The organism is Pseudomonas sp. MF08831, assembly GCF_059862645.1.
Map to the genome: position 1 here is coordinate 289,702 of NZ_JCBCUX010000002.1, position 17,149 is coordinate 306,850.

Annotated in this window: 19 protein-coding genes; all 19 read left to right on the top strand. The window is 64.3% G+C overall.

The features are described 5' to 3' along the window. The first annotated feature begins 19 nt into the window (after positions 1-19). Complete coding sequence (locus AC19YS_RS04640; RefSeq protein WP_106577553.1) at positions 20-739, top strand: beta-ketoacyl synthase chain length factor; 720 nt, start codon at positions 20-22, stop codon at positions 737-739. Continuing rightward, positions 715-1,527, top strand: a complete 813-nt coding sequence (locus AC19YS_RS04645; RefSeq protein WP_106577552.1) for a lysophospholipid acyltransferase family protein — start codon at positions 715-717, stop codon at positions 1,525-1,527. Before AC19YS_RS04640 ends, AC19YS_RS04645 begins: the two co-directional genes overlap by 25 nt. Next, positions 1,505-1,774: a phosphopantetheine-binding protein gene (locus tag AC19YS_RS04650; RefSeq protein WP_010213712.1), complete on the top strand. Its 270-nt coding sequence runs from the start codon at positions 1,505-1,507 to the stop codon at positions 1,772-1,774. Before AC19YS_RS04645 ends, AC19YS_RS04650 begins: the two co-directional genes overlap by 23 nt. A 9-nt stretch (positions 1,775-1,783) precedes the next feature. After that, entirely contained in the window at positions 1,784-2,038 is a 255-nt protein-coding gene (locus tag AC19YS_RS04655) for an acyl carrier protein (RefSeq protein WP_500601059.1), read from the top strand. Then, the gene (locus AC19YS_RS04660) at positions 2,035-2,580 is read left to right on the top strand and encodes a COG4648 family protein (protein ID WP_106577550.1); all 546 of its coding nucleotides are present in this window, start codon (positions 2,035-2,037) and stop codon (positions 2,578-2,580) included. The genes AC19YS_RS04655 and AC19YS_RS04660 overlap by 4 nt, the downstream gene beginning before the upstream one ends. Continuing rightward, positions 2,577-4,247, top strand: a complete 1,671-nt coding sequence (locus AC19YS_RS04665; protein WP_500601060.1) for an ApeI family dehydratase — start codon at positions 2,577-2,579, stop codon at positions 4,245-4,247. The genes AC19YS_RS04660 and AC19YS_RS04665 overlap by 4 nt, the downstream gene beginning before the upstream one ends. A 224-nt stretch (positions 4,248-4,471) precedes the next feature. Further along, positions 4,472-5,206, top strand: coding sequence for a glycosyltransferase family 2 protein (locus AC19YS_RS04670; protein WP_200623997.1), 735 nt, complete (start codon positions 4,472-4,474; stop codon positions 5,204-5,206). Continuing rightward, on the top strand, positions 5,203-6,138 hold the full coding sequence (locus AC19YS_RS04675) for a lysophospholipid acyltransferase family protein (protein WP_200623996.1): 936 nt from the start codon (positions 5,203-5,205) through the stop codon (positions 6,136-6,138). Before AC19YS_RS04670 ends, AC19YS_RS04675 begins: the two co-directional genes overlap by 4 nt. Next, entirely contained in the window at positions 6,122-7,663 is a 1,542-nt protein-coding gene (locus tag AC19YS_RS04680; protein ID WP_500601063.1) for an HAL/PAL/TAL family ammonia-lyase, read from the top strand. The genes AC19YS_RS04675 and AC19YS_RS04680 overlap by 17 nt, the downstream gene beginning before the upstream one ends. Continuing rightward, on the top strand, positions 7,656-8,084 hold the full coding sequence (locus AC19YS_RS04685) for an acyl-CoA thioesterase (protein ID WP_169368048.1): 429 nt from the start codon (positions 7,656-7,658) through the stop codon (positions 8,082-8,084). Before AC19YS_RS04680 ends, AC19YS_RS04685 begins: the two co-directional genes overlap by 8 nt. Further along, entirely contained in the window at positions 8,078-8,761 is a 684-nt protein-coding gene (locus AC19YS_RS04690) for an outer membrane lipoprotein carrier protein LolA (protein WP_119738028.1), read from the top strand. The genes AC19YS_RS04685 and AC19YS_RS04690 overlap by 7 nt, the downstream gene beginning before the upstream one ends. Next, the gene (locus AC19YS_RS04695; protein WP_500601065.1) at positions 8,751-11,063 is read left to right on the top strand and encodes an MMPL family transporter; all 2,313 of its coding nucleotides are present in this window, start codon (positions 8,751-8,753) and stop codon (positions 11,061-11,063) included. The genes AC19YS_RS04690 and AC19YS_RS04695 overlap by 11 nt, the downstream gene beginning before the upstream one ends. A gap of 33 nt (positions 11,064-11,096) precedes the next feature. Then, positions 11,097-12,344, top strand: a complete 1,248-nt coding sequence (locus tag AC19YS_RS04700) for an NAD(P)/FAD-dependent oxidoreductase (protein WP_500601067.1) — start codon at positions 11,097-11,099, stop codon at positions 12,342-12,344. An 11-nt stretch (positions 12,345-12,355) separates the two neighbouring features. Then, complete coding sequence (locus AC19YS_RS04705; protein ID WP_177413688.1) at positions 12,356-13,090, top strand: class I SAM-dependent methyltransferase; 735 nt, start codon at positions 12,356-12,358, stop codon at positions 13,088-13,090. Continuing rightward, a complete protein-coding gene (locus AC19YS_RS04710; RefSeq protein ID WP_106577541.1) occupies positions 13,087-13,569 on the top strand; it encodes a hypothetical protein in 483 nt (160 codons plus the stop codon). Before AC19YS_RS04705 ends, AC19YS_RS04710 begins: the two co-directional genes overlap by 4 nt. Further along, complete coding sequence (locus tag AC19YS_RS04715) at positions 13,566-14,732, top strand: beta-ketoacyl-[acyl-carrier-protein] synthase family protein (RefSeq protein ID WP_179678352.1); 1,167 nt, start codon at positions 13,566-13,568, stop codon at positions 14,730-14,732. The genes AC19YS_RS04710 and AC19YS_RS04715 overlap by 4 nt, the downstream gene beginning before the upstream one ends. After that, entirely contained in the window at positions 14,729-15,190 is a 462-nt protein-coding gene (locus tag AC19YS_RS04720) for a hotdog family protein (protein ID WP_119738035.1), read from the top strand. Before AC19YS_RS04715 ends, AC19YS_RS04720 begins: the two co-directional genes overlap by 4 nt. Further along, positions 15,187-15,915, top strand: coding sequence for a 3-oxoacyl-ACP reductase FabG (fabG, locus tag AC19YS_RS04725; protein ID WP_145160005.1), 729 nt, complete (start codon positions 15,187-15,189; stop codon positions 15,913-15,915). The genes AC19YS_RS04720 and fabG overlap by 4 nt, the downstream gene beginning before the upstream one ends. Beyond that, positions 15,915-17,141: a beta-ketoacyl-ACP synthase gene (locus AC19YS_RS04730; protein ID WP_119738037.1), complete on the top strand. Its 1,227-nt coding sequence runs from the start codon at positions 15,915-15,917 to the stop codon at positions 17,139-17,141. Before fabG ends, AC19YS_RS04730 begins: the two co-directional genes overlap by 1 nt. Positions 17,142-17,149 lie beyond the last annotated feature (8 nt).

Sequence of the window (17,149 nt, forward strand, 5' to 3'; positions counted from 1 at the left end):
GGGGCGGGATAACTTCTCAGTGATCACTTTCAACATCGCCCAATGGCGCGCCTGGGCTCCCGGCCTGGAGAGTGCGCACGACTGGCACGCCTGGTGCCAGGCCCCAGTGGCGCTGCCTGGCAGCGATGCTTCGCCTGACGTGTCCTTTTTGCCTGCCATGCAGCGCCGACGCCTGAGTCGCCTGGCACGCATGGCGTTCAGTGTCGGTTGGCCCCTGGCCGAAGGCCTGCAAGACCTGCCGCTGGTGTTTATTTCCCGGCACGGCGAAACCCCGCGCACCCTCGACATCCTCAGTGATCTGGCCGATGGCCAACCCCTGTCGCCGACCCAGTTCAGCCTATCGGTGCATAACGCGGTGATCGGCCTGTGGTCGATCCTGCGCAATGAAACCAGCGAAATGACCGCACTCGCCGCCGCAGGCGACGGCCTGGAGCACGGCATGCTCGAAGCCGCTGCGCTGCTCAACGAAGGTGCCCCGGCGGTGTTGCTGGTGATCACCGAGGAGCAGCCCCCGGAAGCCTATGCTCGCTGGATTCATGACGTGCCCTTCCCTTACGCCCTCGGCCTGCTGCTGACACCGGGCGACGAGTGGCGATTGGAACTAAACAGCGGCGCTGTCCAACTCACTCAAACCCAGTGGCCCCACGCCCTGAACCTGCTACGCACCCTGCTCACCGAACAGGTTGCCTGCCAACATGCCTGGAAGAACCGTGTATGGAACTGGCAACGCAAGCCCTGACCGAAAAACCCCGGGACGCCTATTACTGGCGCCTGTTCGCCACCGCCGCGAGCTTTTTCTTCTTCGGTGTCGGGGGGTTGTGCCTGCGATTGCTGGTGTTTCCGCTGCTCAGTTGCCTGCCAGGCAGCGCTGAAAAACACCAGCGCCGCGCCCGCCACACCATCAGCAAACTGTTCTGGTTCTTTATCCGCCTGATGCAGCGCGCCGGCGTGCTGACCTACAGCGTCGAAGGCGCAGAAAAACTCGGTCGCCCAGGCCAGATGATCATTGCCAACCACCCGTCGCTGATCGACGTGGTGTTCCTGATCGGCCTGATGCGCCAGACCAACTGCGTGGTCAAGCAGAGCCTGTTTCAGAACCCGTTCACCCGTGGGCCGGTGCGCGATGCAGGCTATATCAGCAATGACGGCAGCGCCGACATGCTCGACGCCGCCGCCGAGGCGTTGCGCCAGGGCCAGACCCTGATCATTTTCCCCGAGGGCACCCGCACCACACCCGGCGCGGCACCCGCCTTTCATCGCGGTGGCGCCGCGATTGCGCTGCGCGGTGCGACAATCATCACCCCCGTGGTGATCAAGGTCAGCCCTACGACGTTGACCAAGGCAGAACCCTGGTACCGCATTCCCAAACGTCGATTTCATTTCAGTTTGCGCGTGGGTGCCGATATAGAACCACACACCTTTGCCGCACTCGGGCCCGCGCCCCAGGCTTCACGCAAGCTCAACGATTACCTGCACCACTATTTCATTAAGGAGCTCGCCGAAGATGAGCGACCAACACCGCCTTGAGCACGACATAAAGATGCTGATCATCGAGGCCCTGGGCCTGGAAGACATCAGCGTCGACGACATCGGCAGCGAGCAGACCCTGTTCGGCGAAGGCCTGGGCCTGGATTCGGTAGACGCCCTGGAATTGGGCCTGGCGATCCAGAAAAAGTACGGCATCAAAATCGATGCCGACGCCAAAGACACACGCAATCACTTCACCAACGTGGCCAGCCTTGCGGCGTTCGTCACGGCCAGACAGGCAGCTTGAGACCGGACCATGCAAACTCGTGACGATATTTTCAACACCCTGCGCGACGCCTTGGTGGAACTGTTTGAACTGGAGCCTGCGCGCGTCACCCTCGACGCCAACCTGTACCAGGACCTGGAAATCGACAGCATCGACGCCGTGGACTTGATCGATCACATCAAGCGCCAGACTGGCAAGAAGATCGCCGCCGAAGAATTCAAGGCAGTGCGCACCGTAAACGACGTGGTTGAGGCGGTGTACCGTCTGGTCGCACCTGCCGCATGAGCCGGCTGATCGGCCTTGGCCTGTTGCTGGCGGGGCTGTTGTACCCTTTTGCGGTGTATTACGGCACCGAGCACTTTGCGCCGTGGCAATTCGGCCTGCTGCTGGGCAGCCTGTGGTTGCTGCGCGCGCTGACCGGCGCACGCCGCCCGGGCAGCCGCTGGATGGCGATGGCGGTGATCGTGTTTTGCCTGCTGCTGGCCTGGTTCGACAACCCGCAGCTGCTGCGCTGGTACCCCAGCCTGGTCAGCGCATTCATGCTGGCGCTGTTCGGCTTGAGCCTGAAATACGGCCCGCCGATGGTCGAGCGCCTGGCACGCATCACTGAACCGCAACTGCCGCCCGAGGCCATCCGCTATACGCGCCAGGTCACCGTGGTGTGGAGTGTGTTTTTTCTGTGTAATGGCCTGCTCGCCGCCGCCCTCACCCTGTGGGCGCCGCTGAGCTGGTGGACGTTGTACAACGGCCTGATCGCCTATGGGCTGATGGGGTTGTTGTTTGCCGTGGAATGGCTGGTACGACAAAGGGTTCGAGGCCGCGTATGAATGGGTTGAAACTTGAGCACCTGCTGCTTGAGCCGCTGCAACAGCGCTTGGTCACTACCGAGCCTGAAATGAACCATGCCCAACTGTGGGCGCACTCACTGAGCCTGGCGGCGGGCCTGCAAGCGCGCGGCATCCGGCGTTTGGCCGTGCACCTGGAAGACGCCGGCCTGTTGGCCATTGCCCTGCTGGGCGCCTGGCGGGCCGGGGTCAGTGTGCTGCTGCCGGCCGACCTGCAACCCCAGACCCGCCAGCGCTGGGACGACGCTGTAGATGCCTGGCTGGTGGAAGCCGCTGACCTCGACGCGCTGTACCAGGCGCCGTTGAGCGCCGCCGCACTCGACCTGGACGCCTGCCACTTGAGCCTGTGCACCTCCGGCTCCAGCGGCGAGCCCAAGCGCATCGACAAGACCCTGCGCCAACTTGCCAACGAAGTGGAAGCGCTGGAAGCCTTGTGGGGCGCGGACCTTAACGACGCCTGCATCATCGGCAGCGTCGCCACCCAGCACATCTACGGGTTGCTGTTTCGGGTGTTGTGGCCGCTGTGCGCCGGGCGCACGTTTGTACGCAAACAACTGGCCTTCCCCGAAGACCTGCAGCGCGCCAGCCGCGAACACTCAACATTTGCCTGGGTGGCCAGCCCCGCGCTGCTCAAACGCATGGGCGACAACCTCGACTGGCCCGCCCTGAGCCACGTGTCGCGGGTGTTTTCGTCCGGTGGCGCGCTGCCCATCGAGGCTGCCGGCAGCCTGTACGACCGCCTGCAGCAATGGCCGACCGAAATCCTTGGCAGCTCGGAAACCGGCGGCATTGCCTGGCGTCAGGGCGCGCAGCCGTGGCAGCCGTTTGCCGAGGTAGAACTGAGCCAGGATGCCGACGGCGCGCTGCGCATTGCCTCACCTTATTTACCGGCCGGGCACATTGAACAGACCGCCGACGCTGCCCGCATCCACTCCGACGGGCGCTTCGAACTGCTCGGCCGCCTGGACCGCATCGTCAAGCTGGAAGAGAAACGCATCTCCCTGCCGATGCTCGAACAGGCGCTGATGGCCCACGCCTGGGTCGCCGAAACCCGCCTGGGCGTGGTGCAGGAAAACCGCGCCTCGCTCGGCGCGCTGGTGGTGTTGAGCGCCGACGGCCTGCATGCCCTGCGCAATCAAGGCCGCCGCGCCGTTACCCAAACCCTGCGCCAGCATCTGAGCCAACATTGCGAAGCCCTGGCGCTGCCGCGGCGCTGGCGGTTGCTGCGCCAGTTGCCGCTGAATGCCCAGGGCAAACTGCCTCAAGCCGACGTCACAGCGCTGTTACTCGCCCCACGGCCCAAAGCGCCGGACGTGCTGGCGCAAGTGCAAGCCAACGGCGAATGGACCGTGCAACTGAGCATCCCGCCAGACCTGGCCTATTTCAGCGGCCACTTCCCTGTCACGCCCGTGTTGCCGGGCGTGGTGCAGGTCGAATGGGCCTTTAACCTCGGCCAGCAGTTGCTCGACCTGCCCGCGACTTTTGCCGGCATGGAAGTGCTCAAGTTCCAGCAACTGGTGCGCCCCGGCGATCGGGTTGAACTGCACCTGCGCTTCGACCAGGAACGCGGCAAGCTGTATTTTGCCTACCGCAATGGCGTCGCCGCCTGCTCCAGTGGCCGCATAGTGCTTGAGGCGCCAAGTGCATAACCGTCGATGGCCAGAGGGCCTGGTGTGTCGAGCGGGCTTCCTGTGGCGAGCGGGCTTGCCCCGCGTTGGGCTGCGCAGCAGCCCCAAAACCTGCCAACTCGGTATGCCTGAGACACCTCGGTTACCTTGCGGGGGCCGCTTCGCAGCCCAACGCGGGGCAAGCCCGCTCGCCACAACAAGCGCGCTCAGCACAGTAAGTGCGCTACCAGTCGGTTGGGTCAGCCATGCATAACCCCTGCGCCCTGATCCCGGTCTACAACCATGAAGCCGCCGTGCCCGCCGTGGTCCACAGCCTGTTGAACAGCGGCCTGCCGTGCCTGCTCGTCGACGACGGCAGCAGCCCGGTGTGCGCGGCGGTACTGGCGCAATTGGCGACACTCGAAAACGTCACCCTGCTGACCTTGCCCAACAACCAAGGCAAAGGCGGCGCGGTCATGGCCGGTTTCCGCGAAGCCGCGCGCCTGGGCTTCACGCACGCGCTGCAAGTGGACGCCGACGGCCAGCACGACCTGCGTGAAGTCGAGAGTTTCCTCGACGCCTCACGCACGCACCCAAATGCGGTGATCTGCGGCTACCCCGAATACGACGACACCGTGCCCAAAGGTCGCCTCTACGCGCGCTACTTGACCCACGTGTGGGTCTGGATCAACACCTTGTCGCTGCAAATTCGCGACTCGATGTGCGGCTTTCGCGTGTACCCGCTGTCACCTACGCTGGCCTTGATGGACTCGGCCTACATCGGCACGCGCATGGATTTTGACTCCGACATCCTGGTGCGCCTGGCCTGGCGCAACCAACCCATGCGCTGGCTGCCGACAAAGGTGCATTACCCTGCCGATGGCCTTTCGCACTTCCGCCTGTTTCGCGACAACGTGCGCATCTCGGCCATGCACACGCGGCTGTTTTTCGGCATGTTGGTGCGCGCGCCGATGATTCTGTGGCGACGGTGGCAGGCATGAGCGAGCGCACCAAACACTGGGCCGACCGCGAGGAGCGCGGCAGTTTCTGGCTGATGAAGCTCACTGCCGTCGCCGCCAGGGTCCTCGGCCGCCGCCTGCTGAGCCCGTTGCTGTACAGCATCGTGCTGTACTTCTTCCTGTTCGGCCGCACCGCCCGCCTCAGCGCGTGGGAATACCAACAGCGCCTGGCCGACTGGAGCGGGCGCGATGAGCTGCGGCCCACGCATAAAAAAGTCTTCGGCCAGTTCATGGCGTTTGCCGACTCACTGCTCGACAAACTCGACGTGTGGAACGGCAAGCTGCGCCTGGAGCAAATCGAAATCAACGACCCGGCGCAATTGCGCGGTCAACTGCGCGGCGAGCGCGGGCAGATGCTGGTCGGCGCGCACTTGGGCAACCTCGAAGTGTGCCGCGCGCTGGCCGAGATCGGTGAACAAGTCACCATGAACGTGCTGGTGCACACCAAGCACGCCGAGCGTTTCAACCGCCTGCTGGGCGAAGCCGGGGCCACGCATCTGCGCCTGATCCAGGTCAGCGAACTGGACCCGGCGACCATGCTGCTGCTCAGCCAGCGCCTGGACGACGGCGAGTGGCTGGCGATTGCCGGCGACCGCGTGCCGCTGCACGGCGGGCGCAAGGTGCGCGTGGATTTCCTCGGCGTTGACGCGGCGTTCCCGCAGGGCCCGTGGCTGCTGGCCGGGCTGCTCAAATGCCCGGTCAACCTGCTGATGTGCCTGAAACACAACGGTCGCTATCGCCTGACCATCGAGCCGTTCGCGCAATTGATCGAATGGAAGCGCAGCACCCGCGAGCAGGTCATCGCCCTGTGGACCGCGCGCTACGCCGCACGCCTGGGCCAGTTCTGCCTGGAAGCGCCCCAACAATGGTTCAACTTTTACCCTTTCTGGAAAACCGATGACGACGCATCTTGAGCCAGTAACCTTTGGCGAACGCGCTTTGCGCATTGAAGACGTGCTGGCCTTGGCCAACCGTCAGGCGCCCACGCAGTTGCAGGGCGACGCAGCGTATCGCCAGCGCATAGCCAAAGGCGCGCAGTTCCTCGACTCGCTGCTGGACAAGGAAGGCGTGATCTACGGCGTGACCACCGGCTACGGCGACTCGTGCGTGGTGGCGGTGCCGTTGCAGCACGTCGAGGCGCTGCCGCGTCACCTGTATACCTTCCACGGCTGCGGGCTGGGCAAGTTGCTCGACGCCCAAGCCACCCGCGCGGTGCTGGCGGCGCGTTTGCAGTCGCTGTGCCACGGCGTGTCCGGGGTGCGTGTGGAATTGCTCGAGCGCCTGCACGCGTTCCTCGAACACGATGTGCTGCCGCTGATTCCGGAAGAAGGCTCGGTAGGCGCCAGCGGTGATTTGACGCCGCTGTCCTACGTGGCCGCGACCTTGTCCGGCGAGCGTGAAGTGATGTTCCGTGGCGAGCGTCGCCAGGCGGCTGACGTGCACCGCGAACTCGGGTGGGAACCGCTGGTACTGCGCCCCAAAGAAGCCCTGGCTTTGATGAACGGCACTGCCGTAATGACCGGCCTGGCCTGCCTGGCCTTCGCCCGCGCCGACTACCTGCTGCAACTGGCCACGCGCATTACTGCAATGAACGTCGTGGCGCTGCAAGGCAACCCGGAACACTTCGACGAGCGCCTGTTCGCCGCCAAGCCGCACCCAGGGCAGATGCAAGTCGCTGCGTGGCTGCGCAAAGACCTTGCGATTGATGCGCCGACCGCGCCGCTGCACCGCCTGCAGGACCGCTACTCGCTGCGCTGCGCACCGCACGTACTTGGCGTGCTGGCCGACAGCCTGAACTGGCTGCGCTCGTTTATCGAAATCGAACTGAACAGCGCCAACGACAACCCGATCATCGACGCCGAAGAAGAGCGCGTGCTGCACGGCGGGCACTTCTACGGCGGGCACATCGCCTTTGCCATGGACAGCCTCAAGACCCTGGTGGCCAATGTCGCCGACCTGCTCGACCGCCAGCTCGCGCTGCTGGTGGACGTGCGTTACAACCACGGCCTGCCGAGCAACCTGTCCGGCGCGCCGGCCGACCGCGCGATGATCAACCACGGTTTCAAGGCCGTGCAGATCGGCACCAGCGCGTGGACCGCCGAAGCGTTGAAAAACACCATGCCGGCCAGCGTGTTCTCGCGCTCCACCGAGTGCCATAACCAGGACAAAGTCAGCATGGGCACCATTGCCGCACGTGATGCTATCCGCGTGCTGGAATTGACCGAACAAGTGGCGGCCGCCACGTTGCTCGCGGCCAACCAGGGTGTGTGGCTGCGCGCCCAGGCGGACGATGCGCGCCCCCTGCCACCGGCGCTGGCAGCCATGCATGAAGCGCTGGGTAAAGACTTCCCGCCGGTCATCGAAGACCGTGCGCTGGAGGGCGAGCTGCGCCTGTGCCTGAAACGTATTGCCGAGCAACACTGGAGGCTGCATGCGTAGCCAGGGCGTGTTGCATTGCGACACTGAAATCCTCGTGCCGTTTTTCGACATCGACACCATGCACGTGGTGTGGCACGGGCATTACGTGAAGTACCTTGAAGTGGCGCGCTGCGCGCTGCTGGACAAGATCGGCCATAACTACACGGCGATGCTGGAGTCCGGCTACGCGTGGCCAGTGATCGACATGCAGCTGCGCTACGTGCGCGGCGCGGTGTTCGGCCAGAGGATCAATGTGCGCGCCAGCTTGGTGGAGTGGGAGAACCGTTTGAAGGTCAATTACCTGATCACAGACCTGGCCAGCGGCGAACGCCTGACCCGCGCCAGCACCGTGCAAGTGGCGGTAGAAATCGCCAGCCGCGAGATGCAGCTGGCCTCCCCCAACATCTTCACCGACGCCGTAGAAAGGGCCCTGAAATGCTGACCCCTGTGGGAGCGGGCTTGCCCGCGAAGGACGTTAACGATAACGCGAACCGCCTGACACTGCGCAGCGCCCTCAGGTTCTTCGCGGGCAAGCCCGCTCCCACATTGATCGGGTTGTTGCTGAGCTTCAGCGCCCATGCCTTCGACCTGCAACAGCTCAGCGATCAGTTGGCCAAGCCCTCGGTGATCCACGGCAACTTCATCCAGGAAAAACACCTGCGCGCCCTGCCCCAACCCTTGGTCAGCAAAGGCACCTTCGTGCTCGCCAAAGACCACGGCCTGTTGTGGCTGTTGAAAACCCCGCTGCAGCAGGACTACCGCATCAGCGCCCAAGGCATTGCGCGCCGTGACGCCAATGGCTGGCAACTGCTGCCGAACAAGAGCGCCGGGGCCGAGCAGAACCGCCTGTTCCTCGCCGTACTCCAAGGCGACAGCAGCGGCCTGCAACGCGATTTCGAATTGCAGCTGCAAGGCGAAGCCAAGCAGTGGAAGCTGACGCTGATCCCGCGCTCATTGCTGCTCAAGCAGGTTTTCACCCAGATCAATATCGACGGCGGCGAATTGGTGCAGACCATCCAACTGCTCGAAACCCAAGGCGACAGCACCGTGCTGCGCATGCAGGACAGCACCGCCGCCCAACCGTTAAGCGATGCGGAGCAACACGACTTTGCCCAGTGAGCGCCTGCTGCCGCGCCTGTTCCTGATCCTGCTGGTGGCCGTGCTGGCGCTGGCCGGCTGGCAGTGGCGCCATGGCGCGCCGCTGTCGGCCAACCTCATGGAGCTGGTGCCGGGCAGCACGCCGGATGCGCTTGAGCTAAAAGCCGAACAACGCATGCAGGAGCCGCTGAACCGCGAAATGCTGGTATTGGTCGGGCATGCGGATCGGCAAAAAGCCGTGGCGGTGGCGCAGCAATTGGGCGAGCGCTGGCAAGCCAGCGGGCTGTTCGAAAAAGTGCAGTGGAACCTGCAGGCCGACTTGCCGGCCCTGCGCGAGCAATTGCTGCGCGGGCGCCTGGCGATGCTCTCGGCCAAGGACCGCGAACAACTGATCGAGCACCCCGACGCGTTCATCCAACAACGCGTGCAAGCCCTGTTCGATCCCTTCACCGGGTTCAGCCTGGTGCCGAGCCAGGACGACTGGCTGGGCCTGACCGGGCGTATCCAGAACAGCCAGCCGCAACACGGCTCGGTGCAATTGGATATCGGCAGCGGCGCCTTGATCGCCGATGCCGACGGCAAAAGCTGGGTGCTGCTGCGTGCGCGCACCACCGGCAATGCCTTTGATATGAAACTGCCGGTGCAAGTGGCGGATCTGCTCCAGGCCAGCCGCGCGCAGGCCGGCGAGCAAGGCGCGCAATTGCTCGCCGCCAGTGGCTTGCTCTACGCGGCCAATGGGCAGCAGCAGGCGACCCGGGAAATTACCTGGGTGGGCGGCGGCGCCACGCTGGGCATCCTGTTATTGCTGTTGCTCGCCTTCCGCCGCTGGCGTGTGCTGCTGGCCTTTGTGCCGGTGCTGGTGGGCACGTTGTTTGGCGCGGTGGCCTGTGTGGCGCTGTTCGGCCATATGCATGTGATGACCTTGGTGCTCGGCTCCAGCCTGATCGGCGTGGCGGTGGATTACCCGCTGCATTACCTGTCCAAAAGCTGGAGCCTGCAGCCGTGGCGCAGTTGGCCGGCGTTGCGCCTGACCCTGCCGGGGCTGAGCCTGAGCCTGGCGACCAGTTGCATCGGCTACCTGGCGCTGGCCTGGACGCCGTTCCCGGCGCTCACCCAGATCGCGGTGTTCTCTGCCGCCGGTCTGGTCGGCGCCTACCTGTCGGCCGTGTGCCTGTTGCCCGCGCTGCTCCAAGGCGTGGACCTGCGCCCGGCGCAATGGCCGCTGCGCATCGCTGAAGGCCTGTGGGTGCTGCGGGCCACCTTGATCAAACACTTACCGAGCCCGCTGCTCCTGGCGCTGGTGCTGCTGTTTTGCGCCGGCGGCCTGTGGCACCTGAACAGCAAGAACGATCTGCGCCAATGGATCGGCGCCCCGCCGCAATTGCTGCAGGAAGCCCAGGCCGTGGCGCGCATCACCGGGTTCCAGCCCACCAGCCAGTTCTTTCTGGTGCGCGCCGACAATCAGCAGCAGTTGCTCGAACGTCAGGCAGCCCTGGGCCAACGCCTGGATCAACTGGTGAACATGGACAAGCTGCAGGGCTACCTGGCGCTTAACCAACTGGTCAACCTGCCCGCCGAGCAGCAACGGCTGCGCGACGCGCTGAACCAATTGCCGCAACACTGGCAGCCGCTGTTGGACCTGGGCGTGCCCGCCAGCGCCCTGCACGCCGAAATCGCGCAACTGCAAGGCTTGCCCACCGAAGACATCGACGCGGCGCTGGTCGGCCCGCTCGCCGAGCCTTGGCGCACGCTGTGGCTGGGCCCGGTGGACGGCGGCGTCGCGGCGATGGTCAGCCTGCAAGGCCTGAACAACCCGGCGCTGCTACGGGTGCAGGCGCTGGACTTGCCTGGCGTACAGCTGGTGGATCGCCTGGGCGACTTGAACCGGGTGTTCGCCGACACGCAGATCAGCGCCGCTGAATTGAAATTGATGTCGTGCGTGCTGATCGTGCTGTTGCTGATCGTGCCGTTCGGTGTCGGCGGCGCCTTGCGCATCGTTGCCCTGCCGCTGCTCGCAGCGCTGTGCAGCCTGGCCAGCCTGGGTTGGCTGGGCCAGCCACTGACCTTGTTCAGCCTGTTCGGCCTGCTACTGGTCACGGCGATCAGCGTTGACTACGCGATCTTGATGCGCGAACAGATCGGCGGCCCTGCCGTGAGTCTTTTAGGTACGCTGCTGGCGGCGCTGACGACCTGGTTGTCGTTCGGCCTGCTGGCGGTGTCGAGTACACCGGCCGTGAGCAATTTCGGCCTGTCGGTCAGCCTGGGCCTGGCCTTCAGCTTTATGCTGGCGCCCTGGGCCGGCCATCAGAAGCACGCCTTATGAATGTGATTATCGCCATAGCGGCAAGGAGCCCTCGTGCCCACAGTTGAAATGGAACGTCGCCAGGTGGTGGTGATCGGTGCCGGCCCGTCCGGTGCCATCGCCGCCGCGCTGTTAAAGCGCAACGGGCATGATGTATTGATTATCGAGCGCCAGCATTTTCCACGCTTCTCGATTGGCGAAAGCCTGCTGTCGCACTGCATCGATTTTATCGAAGAAGCCGACATGCTCGAGGCCGTGCAGGCAGCGGGTTTCCAGGTAAAAACCGGCGCTGCGTTTGCCTGGGGCGAGCGCTACAGCGCGTTTGATTTTGGCGACACGTTCAGCCACGGCAAACCCACCACCTTCCAGGTGCAGCGCGCTGAATTCGACAAACTTTTGGCCGACCAGGCCGCCTTGCAAGGCGTCGACATTCGCTACGGCGAAAGCGTCGTCGGTGTGGATTTTGCCGGCGACAGCCGCTACCTGCATGTGCGCCGCGAGAATGGCAGCGAGTACCACCTCAAGGCCAAATTTATCCTCGACGCCAGCGGCTACGGCCGTGTGTTGCCGCGCCTGCTGGACCTTGAGGCGCCATCGGATTTCCCGGTGCGCCAGGCAGTGTTCACTCACGTCGAAGACCGCATCGAACACGCCGGTTTCGACCGCACCAAAATCCTCGTGACCACCCACCCGACCCAGCGTGACATCTGGTTCTGGACCATCCCGTTCAGCAATGGCCGCTGCTCGGTGGGCGTGGTCGCGGCGAAGGCGCATTTCGACGGCCGCGACAGCGACCTCGACGCGTGCCTGCGCGGCTTTATCGCGGAAACGCCGAGCCTGGCCGGCGTGCTGCAAAACGCCGTATGGGACACGCCTGCGCGCACCATCGGCGGCTACTCGGCCAACGTCAAAACCCTGCACGGTCCGGGCTTTGCGCTGCTGGGCAACGCGGCGGAATTCCTCGACCCGGTATTTTCCTCCGGCGTGACCATCGCCATGCGCTCGGCGAGCATGGCGGCGGGCTTGCTGCACCGCCAACTCAAGGGCGAAACAGTGGACTGGCAAACCGAGTTTGCCGAGCCGTTGAAACGCGGCGTCGACACCTTCCGCTGCTACGTCGAAGGCTGGTACGCCGGCACCTTCCAGGATGTGATTTTCCATCCGGGCAGCTCGCCGGACATTCGCCGGATGATCAGCTCGATCCTCGCCGGCTACGCGTGGGATGAGCGCAACCCGTTTGTCAGCGAGCCCAAGCGGCGGTTGCGGATGTTGTCGGAGATTTGCGCGGGTGAGCCGGTATGAGCAGTCCAGCGCTGGAAAAAAACTACCTGAGTAAAAACTACGTCGAAGAAACCAGGTTCGGTTTCTGGTTCCTGCGCAGCCACACTTGGCAGCACCACGTGTTGCGCGTGGCGATCAACGACCTGCGCGGTCTGTTCACCGAGCCATTGCCGGTCGCGCCGGTGCTGCTGGACGCCGGTTGCGGCCAGGGCAAGTCGTTCCAGTATTTGCAGCAGGTGTTCGCGCCGCAGCGCCTGATCGGTGTGGATGCCGACCCGCATAGCCTGGCGCTGAGCAAGGCCGAAGCCGCGCGCCAGGGCCTGGCCGTCGAGCTGATCGGCAGCGACTGCGCCACCCTTGAGGTGCCCGACGCCAGCGTCGATATCGTGTTCTGCCACCAGACCTTCCATCATCTGGTCGAACAGCATCGCGCCTTGAAGGAGTTCTACCGCGTGCTCAAGCCGGGCGGCTACCTGCTGTTTGCCGAGTCCACCGAAGCCTATATCGATACCTGGGTGATTCGCTGGCTGTTCCGCCACCCGATGCACGTGCAGAAAAGCGCCGACCAATACCTGGAGATGCTGCGCGAGCAGGGTTTTGAATTCGCCCCGCAGAATGTCTCGTACCCGTATCTGTGGTGGAGCCGTTCCAGCGATTTTGGCCTGCTTGAGCGCTGGGGCCTGCGCAACCCGCCACCGGTGGGCCAGCGCGAAGAGACGCTGGTCAACTGTGTGGCGCGTAAACCTTTCGCGAGCGTCGCACCATGATCCGCCTGCTGTTGATCGGTTGCCTGTTGCTGCTGAGCGCCTGCGCCAGCCAACCGCCGTTGCCCGCAAAAACCCCGGCGCTGGCCTTGCCGATGCAATTGCATGTGCAGCGCCTTTCGGGTGGCCAGAGCCAGGACTGGCTGTTGGTGATCCAGCGCGAAGGCGCGGCCCTTCGCTGGTCGATGATGGACCCACTGGGCATTCCCCAGGCCCGGCAAAAACTGCTCGATGGCCAGTGGCAGGCCGATGGTCTGCTGCCGCCCAACCCGGCGGCGCGGGAACTGTTTGCCGCCTTGCTGTTTGCCCTGACTTCATCGGATGACGTGCGCGCGCTTTACCCGAGCGCCCAGGCCATGGACCTCACGCGCACGCTGCCGGGTCATTGGCAAATCGTCTATCAGTCTTCAGAGGTGTTCAGCGTGAACATGACGGGCCAACCGCTGAGCTATCGCATCACCCCGCTGGGGGCCGCTCGATGACGGCTTATCTGAATGCGCTGGGCGTGATTTGCGCCCTGGGGCGCGGCCAGGCCGAGGTCAGCCGCAGCCTGTTTGCCGGCGACTGCTCGGGCATGCGCGCCAAGAGCGGCTGGGTGCCGGAACGCGTATTGCCGGTTGGCGGCGTGCGCGGCGAGCTGGTGACTATTCCGGCCGAACTGAACCAGCAAAGCAGCCGCAACAACCAGTTGTTGCTGGAAGCAGCGTTGCAGATCGAGGGCGAGATCCGCCACGCCATTCACACCTATGGCGCCTCGCGAGTCGGCGTGGTGCTGGGCACCAGCACCTCGGGCATCGACGAGGCCAGCCGTGGCATCGCCAATTACCTGCGCGACAAGCAGTTCCCCGGCGACTACGACTACCAGCAACAGGAACTCAGCGCCCCCGCCAACTTCCTCGCCGACTGGCTGCAACTGAGCGGCCCGGCCTATGTGATTTCTACTGCCTGCACCTCCAGCGCCCGCGCGTTGATGAGCGCCCAACGCCTGTTGGACCTGGGTGTGTGCGACGCGGTGATCTGCGGCGGCGTCGACAGCCTGTGCAAGCTGACGCTCAACGGTTTTACCGCGCTGGAGGCGGTCTCCAGCGAGCGCTGCAATCCGTTTTCAGTGAACCGCAATGGCATCAATATCGGCGAAGCGGCCGTGCTGTTTCTGATGACCCAACACCCTGCGCCGATTGCCCTGCTGGGCAGTGGCGCCAGTTGCGACGCGCACCATATTTCTGCGCCTGAGCCTACCGGCAAAGGCGCATTGCAGGCGATGCGCAAGGCCTTGGCCAGCGCGAAGCTGGTGCCCGAGCAGATCGGTTACTTGAACCTGCACGGCACCGCGACCCAGCACAACGACGCCATGGAAAGCCTGGCCGTCGCCAGCCTGTTTCCCCACGGCGTGGCCTGTTCGTCGACCAAACCCATGAGCGGCCACACCCTCGGTGCAGCTGGCGCGCTGGAAGCGGCGTTCTGCTGGCTGAGCCTGACGCACGGCCGCGTGCCGCCGCATGTGTGGGACGGCCAGGCCGACCCGGCGCTGCCCGCCCTGCAATGGGCGCAGACCGGCGACACCTTGGAAAAACGCTGCCTGATGAGCAACTCGTTTGCCTTCGGCGGTAACAACGTCAGCCTGATAATCGCAGAGGCCCCATGATTGATTGGCCACTCGCCCAATTGCTGCCCCACGCGGGCGACATGATCCTGATCGACCAGGTGCTGTCGTTCGATGAGGAGCAGATTCACACACGCCTTACCGTCAAGCCCGGCGGCCTGTTCAACCGCCCGGACGGCAGCCTGCCGGCCTGGGTCGGCATCGAGCTGATGGCCCAGAGCGTCGCCGCGTATGCCGGGTGCCGCGCGCGTCAGAACGGCGAAGCCGTGGAGCTGGGGTTCCTGCTCGGCACGCGTAAGTTCGAGTGCAACGTGGAACACTTCCCGGCAGGCGCTGAGCTGCGCATCCACGGCCTGCGCTCGCTGGAAGACGACAACGGCATGGGTGTGTTCGAATGCCACCTCACCGGCGACGGTATCCAGGCCAGCGCGCGCTTGAACGTATTTCGACCGCCCCAGGCGGCCACCTATTTAGATGAACCGAAGGACGAAACGCCATGACTGAATCCGTACTGGTCACCGGCTCCAGCCGTGGCATCGGCCGCGCCATTGCCCTGCGTCTGGCGCAGGCCGGGCATGACATCGTGCTGCATTGCCGCAGCGGCCGCGCGGAAGCGGACGCGGTGCAGGTCGAGATTGAAGCCCTGGGCCGCAAGGCGCGGGTGCTGCAGTTTGACGTGGCCGATCGCGCCAGCTGCAAGCAAATCCTTGAAGCCGACGTGGAGCAGCATGGCGCCTACTACGGCGTGGTGCTCAATGCCGGCCTGACCCGTGACGGCGCGTTCCCGGCCTTGTCCGAAGACGATTGGGACGTGGTGATGCGCACCAATCTCGACGGTTTCTACAACGTGCTGCACCCGGTGATGATGCCGATGATTCGTCGTCGCGCCGCCGGCCGCATTGTGTGCATCACCTCGGTGTCGGGGCTGATCGGCAACCGTGGGCAGGTCAATTACAGCGCGTCGAAGGCCGGTCTGATTGGCGCGGCCAAGGCGCTGGCCATCGAGCTGGGCAAGCGCAAGATCACCGTCAATTGTGTAGCGCCCGGCTTGATCGACACCGCGATGCTGGACGAAAACGTGCCGGTCGAAGAGCTGATGAAAATGATCCCGGCGCAGCGCATGGGCACCCCGGAAGAAGTGGCCGGTGCAGTGAATTTCCTGATGTCGGCCGAAGCCGGCTACATCACGCGCCAGGTGCTGGCCGTGAACGGAGGCCTGTGCTGATGAAACGCGTCGTCGTCACCGGCATGGCCGGCATGACCTCCCTGGGCAGCGATTGGGACACCATCGCCGCCAACTTTCGCGCCAACCGCAGCGGCATTCGGCGCATGGACGAGTGGGACCGCTTCACCGAACTGAACACGCGCCTGGCCGGGCCGATTGACGATTTCGTGGTGCCCGCCCACTGGACCCGCAAGCAACTGCGCAGCATGGGCCGCGTGTCGCGCCTGGCGGTGTGGGCGGCGGAACAGGCGTTGCAGGACGCCGGCTTGCTCGGCGACGAGTCGATCAAGGACGGGCGCATGGGCGTGGCCTGTGGCTCGTCCACCGGCAGCACCGACGAGATCAAGGCATTCGGCAACATGCTGCTGAACTCGGTGGCCGAGGGGCTGAATGCCAACTCCTATGTGCGCATGATGCCGCACACCACGGCGGCGAATATCAGCATCTTTTTTGGCCTCACCGGACGGCTGATCCCGACGTCCAGCGCCTGCACCAGCGGCAGCCAGGGCATCGGTTATGCGTATGAAGCGATCAAGTTCGGACGCCTGCCGTTGATGCTCGCCGGCGGCGCCGAAGAGCTGTGCCCCACCGAAGCCATGGTGTTTGATGCGCTCTACGCCACCAGCCTGAAAAACGACGCGCCGCAGACCAGCCCACGTCCTTACGACAGCGGCCGTGATGGCCTGGTGATTGGTGAAGGCGGCGGCATGCTGGTGCTCGAAGAACTGGAACATGCGTTGGCGCGTGGTGCGCACATCCACGCCGAACTGGTCGGCTTCGGCAGTAACGCCGACGGCCAGCACACCACCCGCCCGGAGCAGAAAACCATGCGCCGCGCGATGGAGTTGGCCCTGGAAGACGCCGGGCTTGAGCCTTCTGCCATTGGCTACGTGAACGGTCACGGTACCGCCACCGACCAAGGCGACATCGCCGAAACATTGGCCACCAGCAGCCTGTTCGGCAGCCGCATGCCTATCAGTTCGCAGAAAAGCTTTCTTGGCCACACCCTGGGCGCATGCGGTGCGCTGGAGTCGTGGTTCAGCATCGAAATGATGAACCGCGACCAGTACGTACACACCTTCAACCTGGATGTGGTCGACCCGCAATGTGGCGAGCTGGATTACCTGCAGGGCGGCTTTCGCGAGATGCACCACGATTACGTGATGAACAACAACTTTGCGTTTGGCGGCGTCAACACCTCGCTGATTTTCCGTCGCTGGGCCTGATTTTTTAA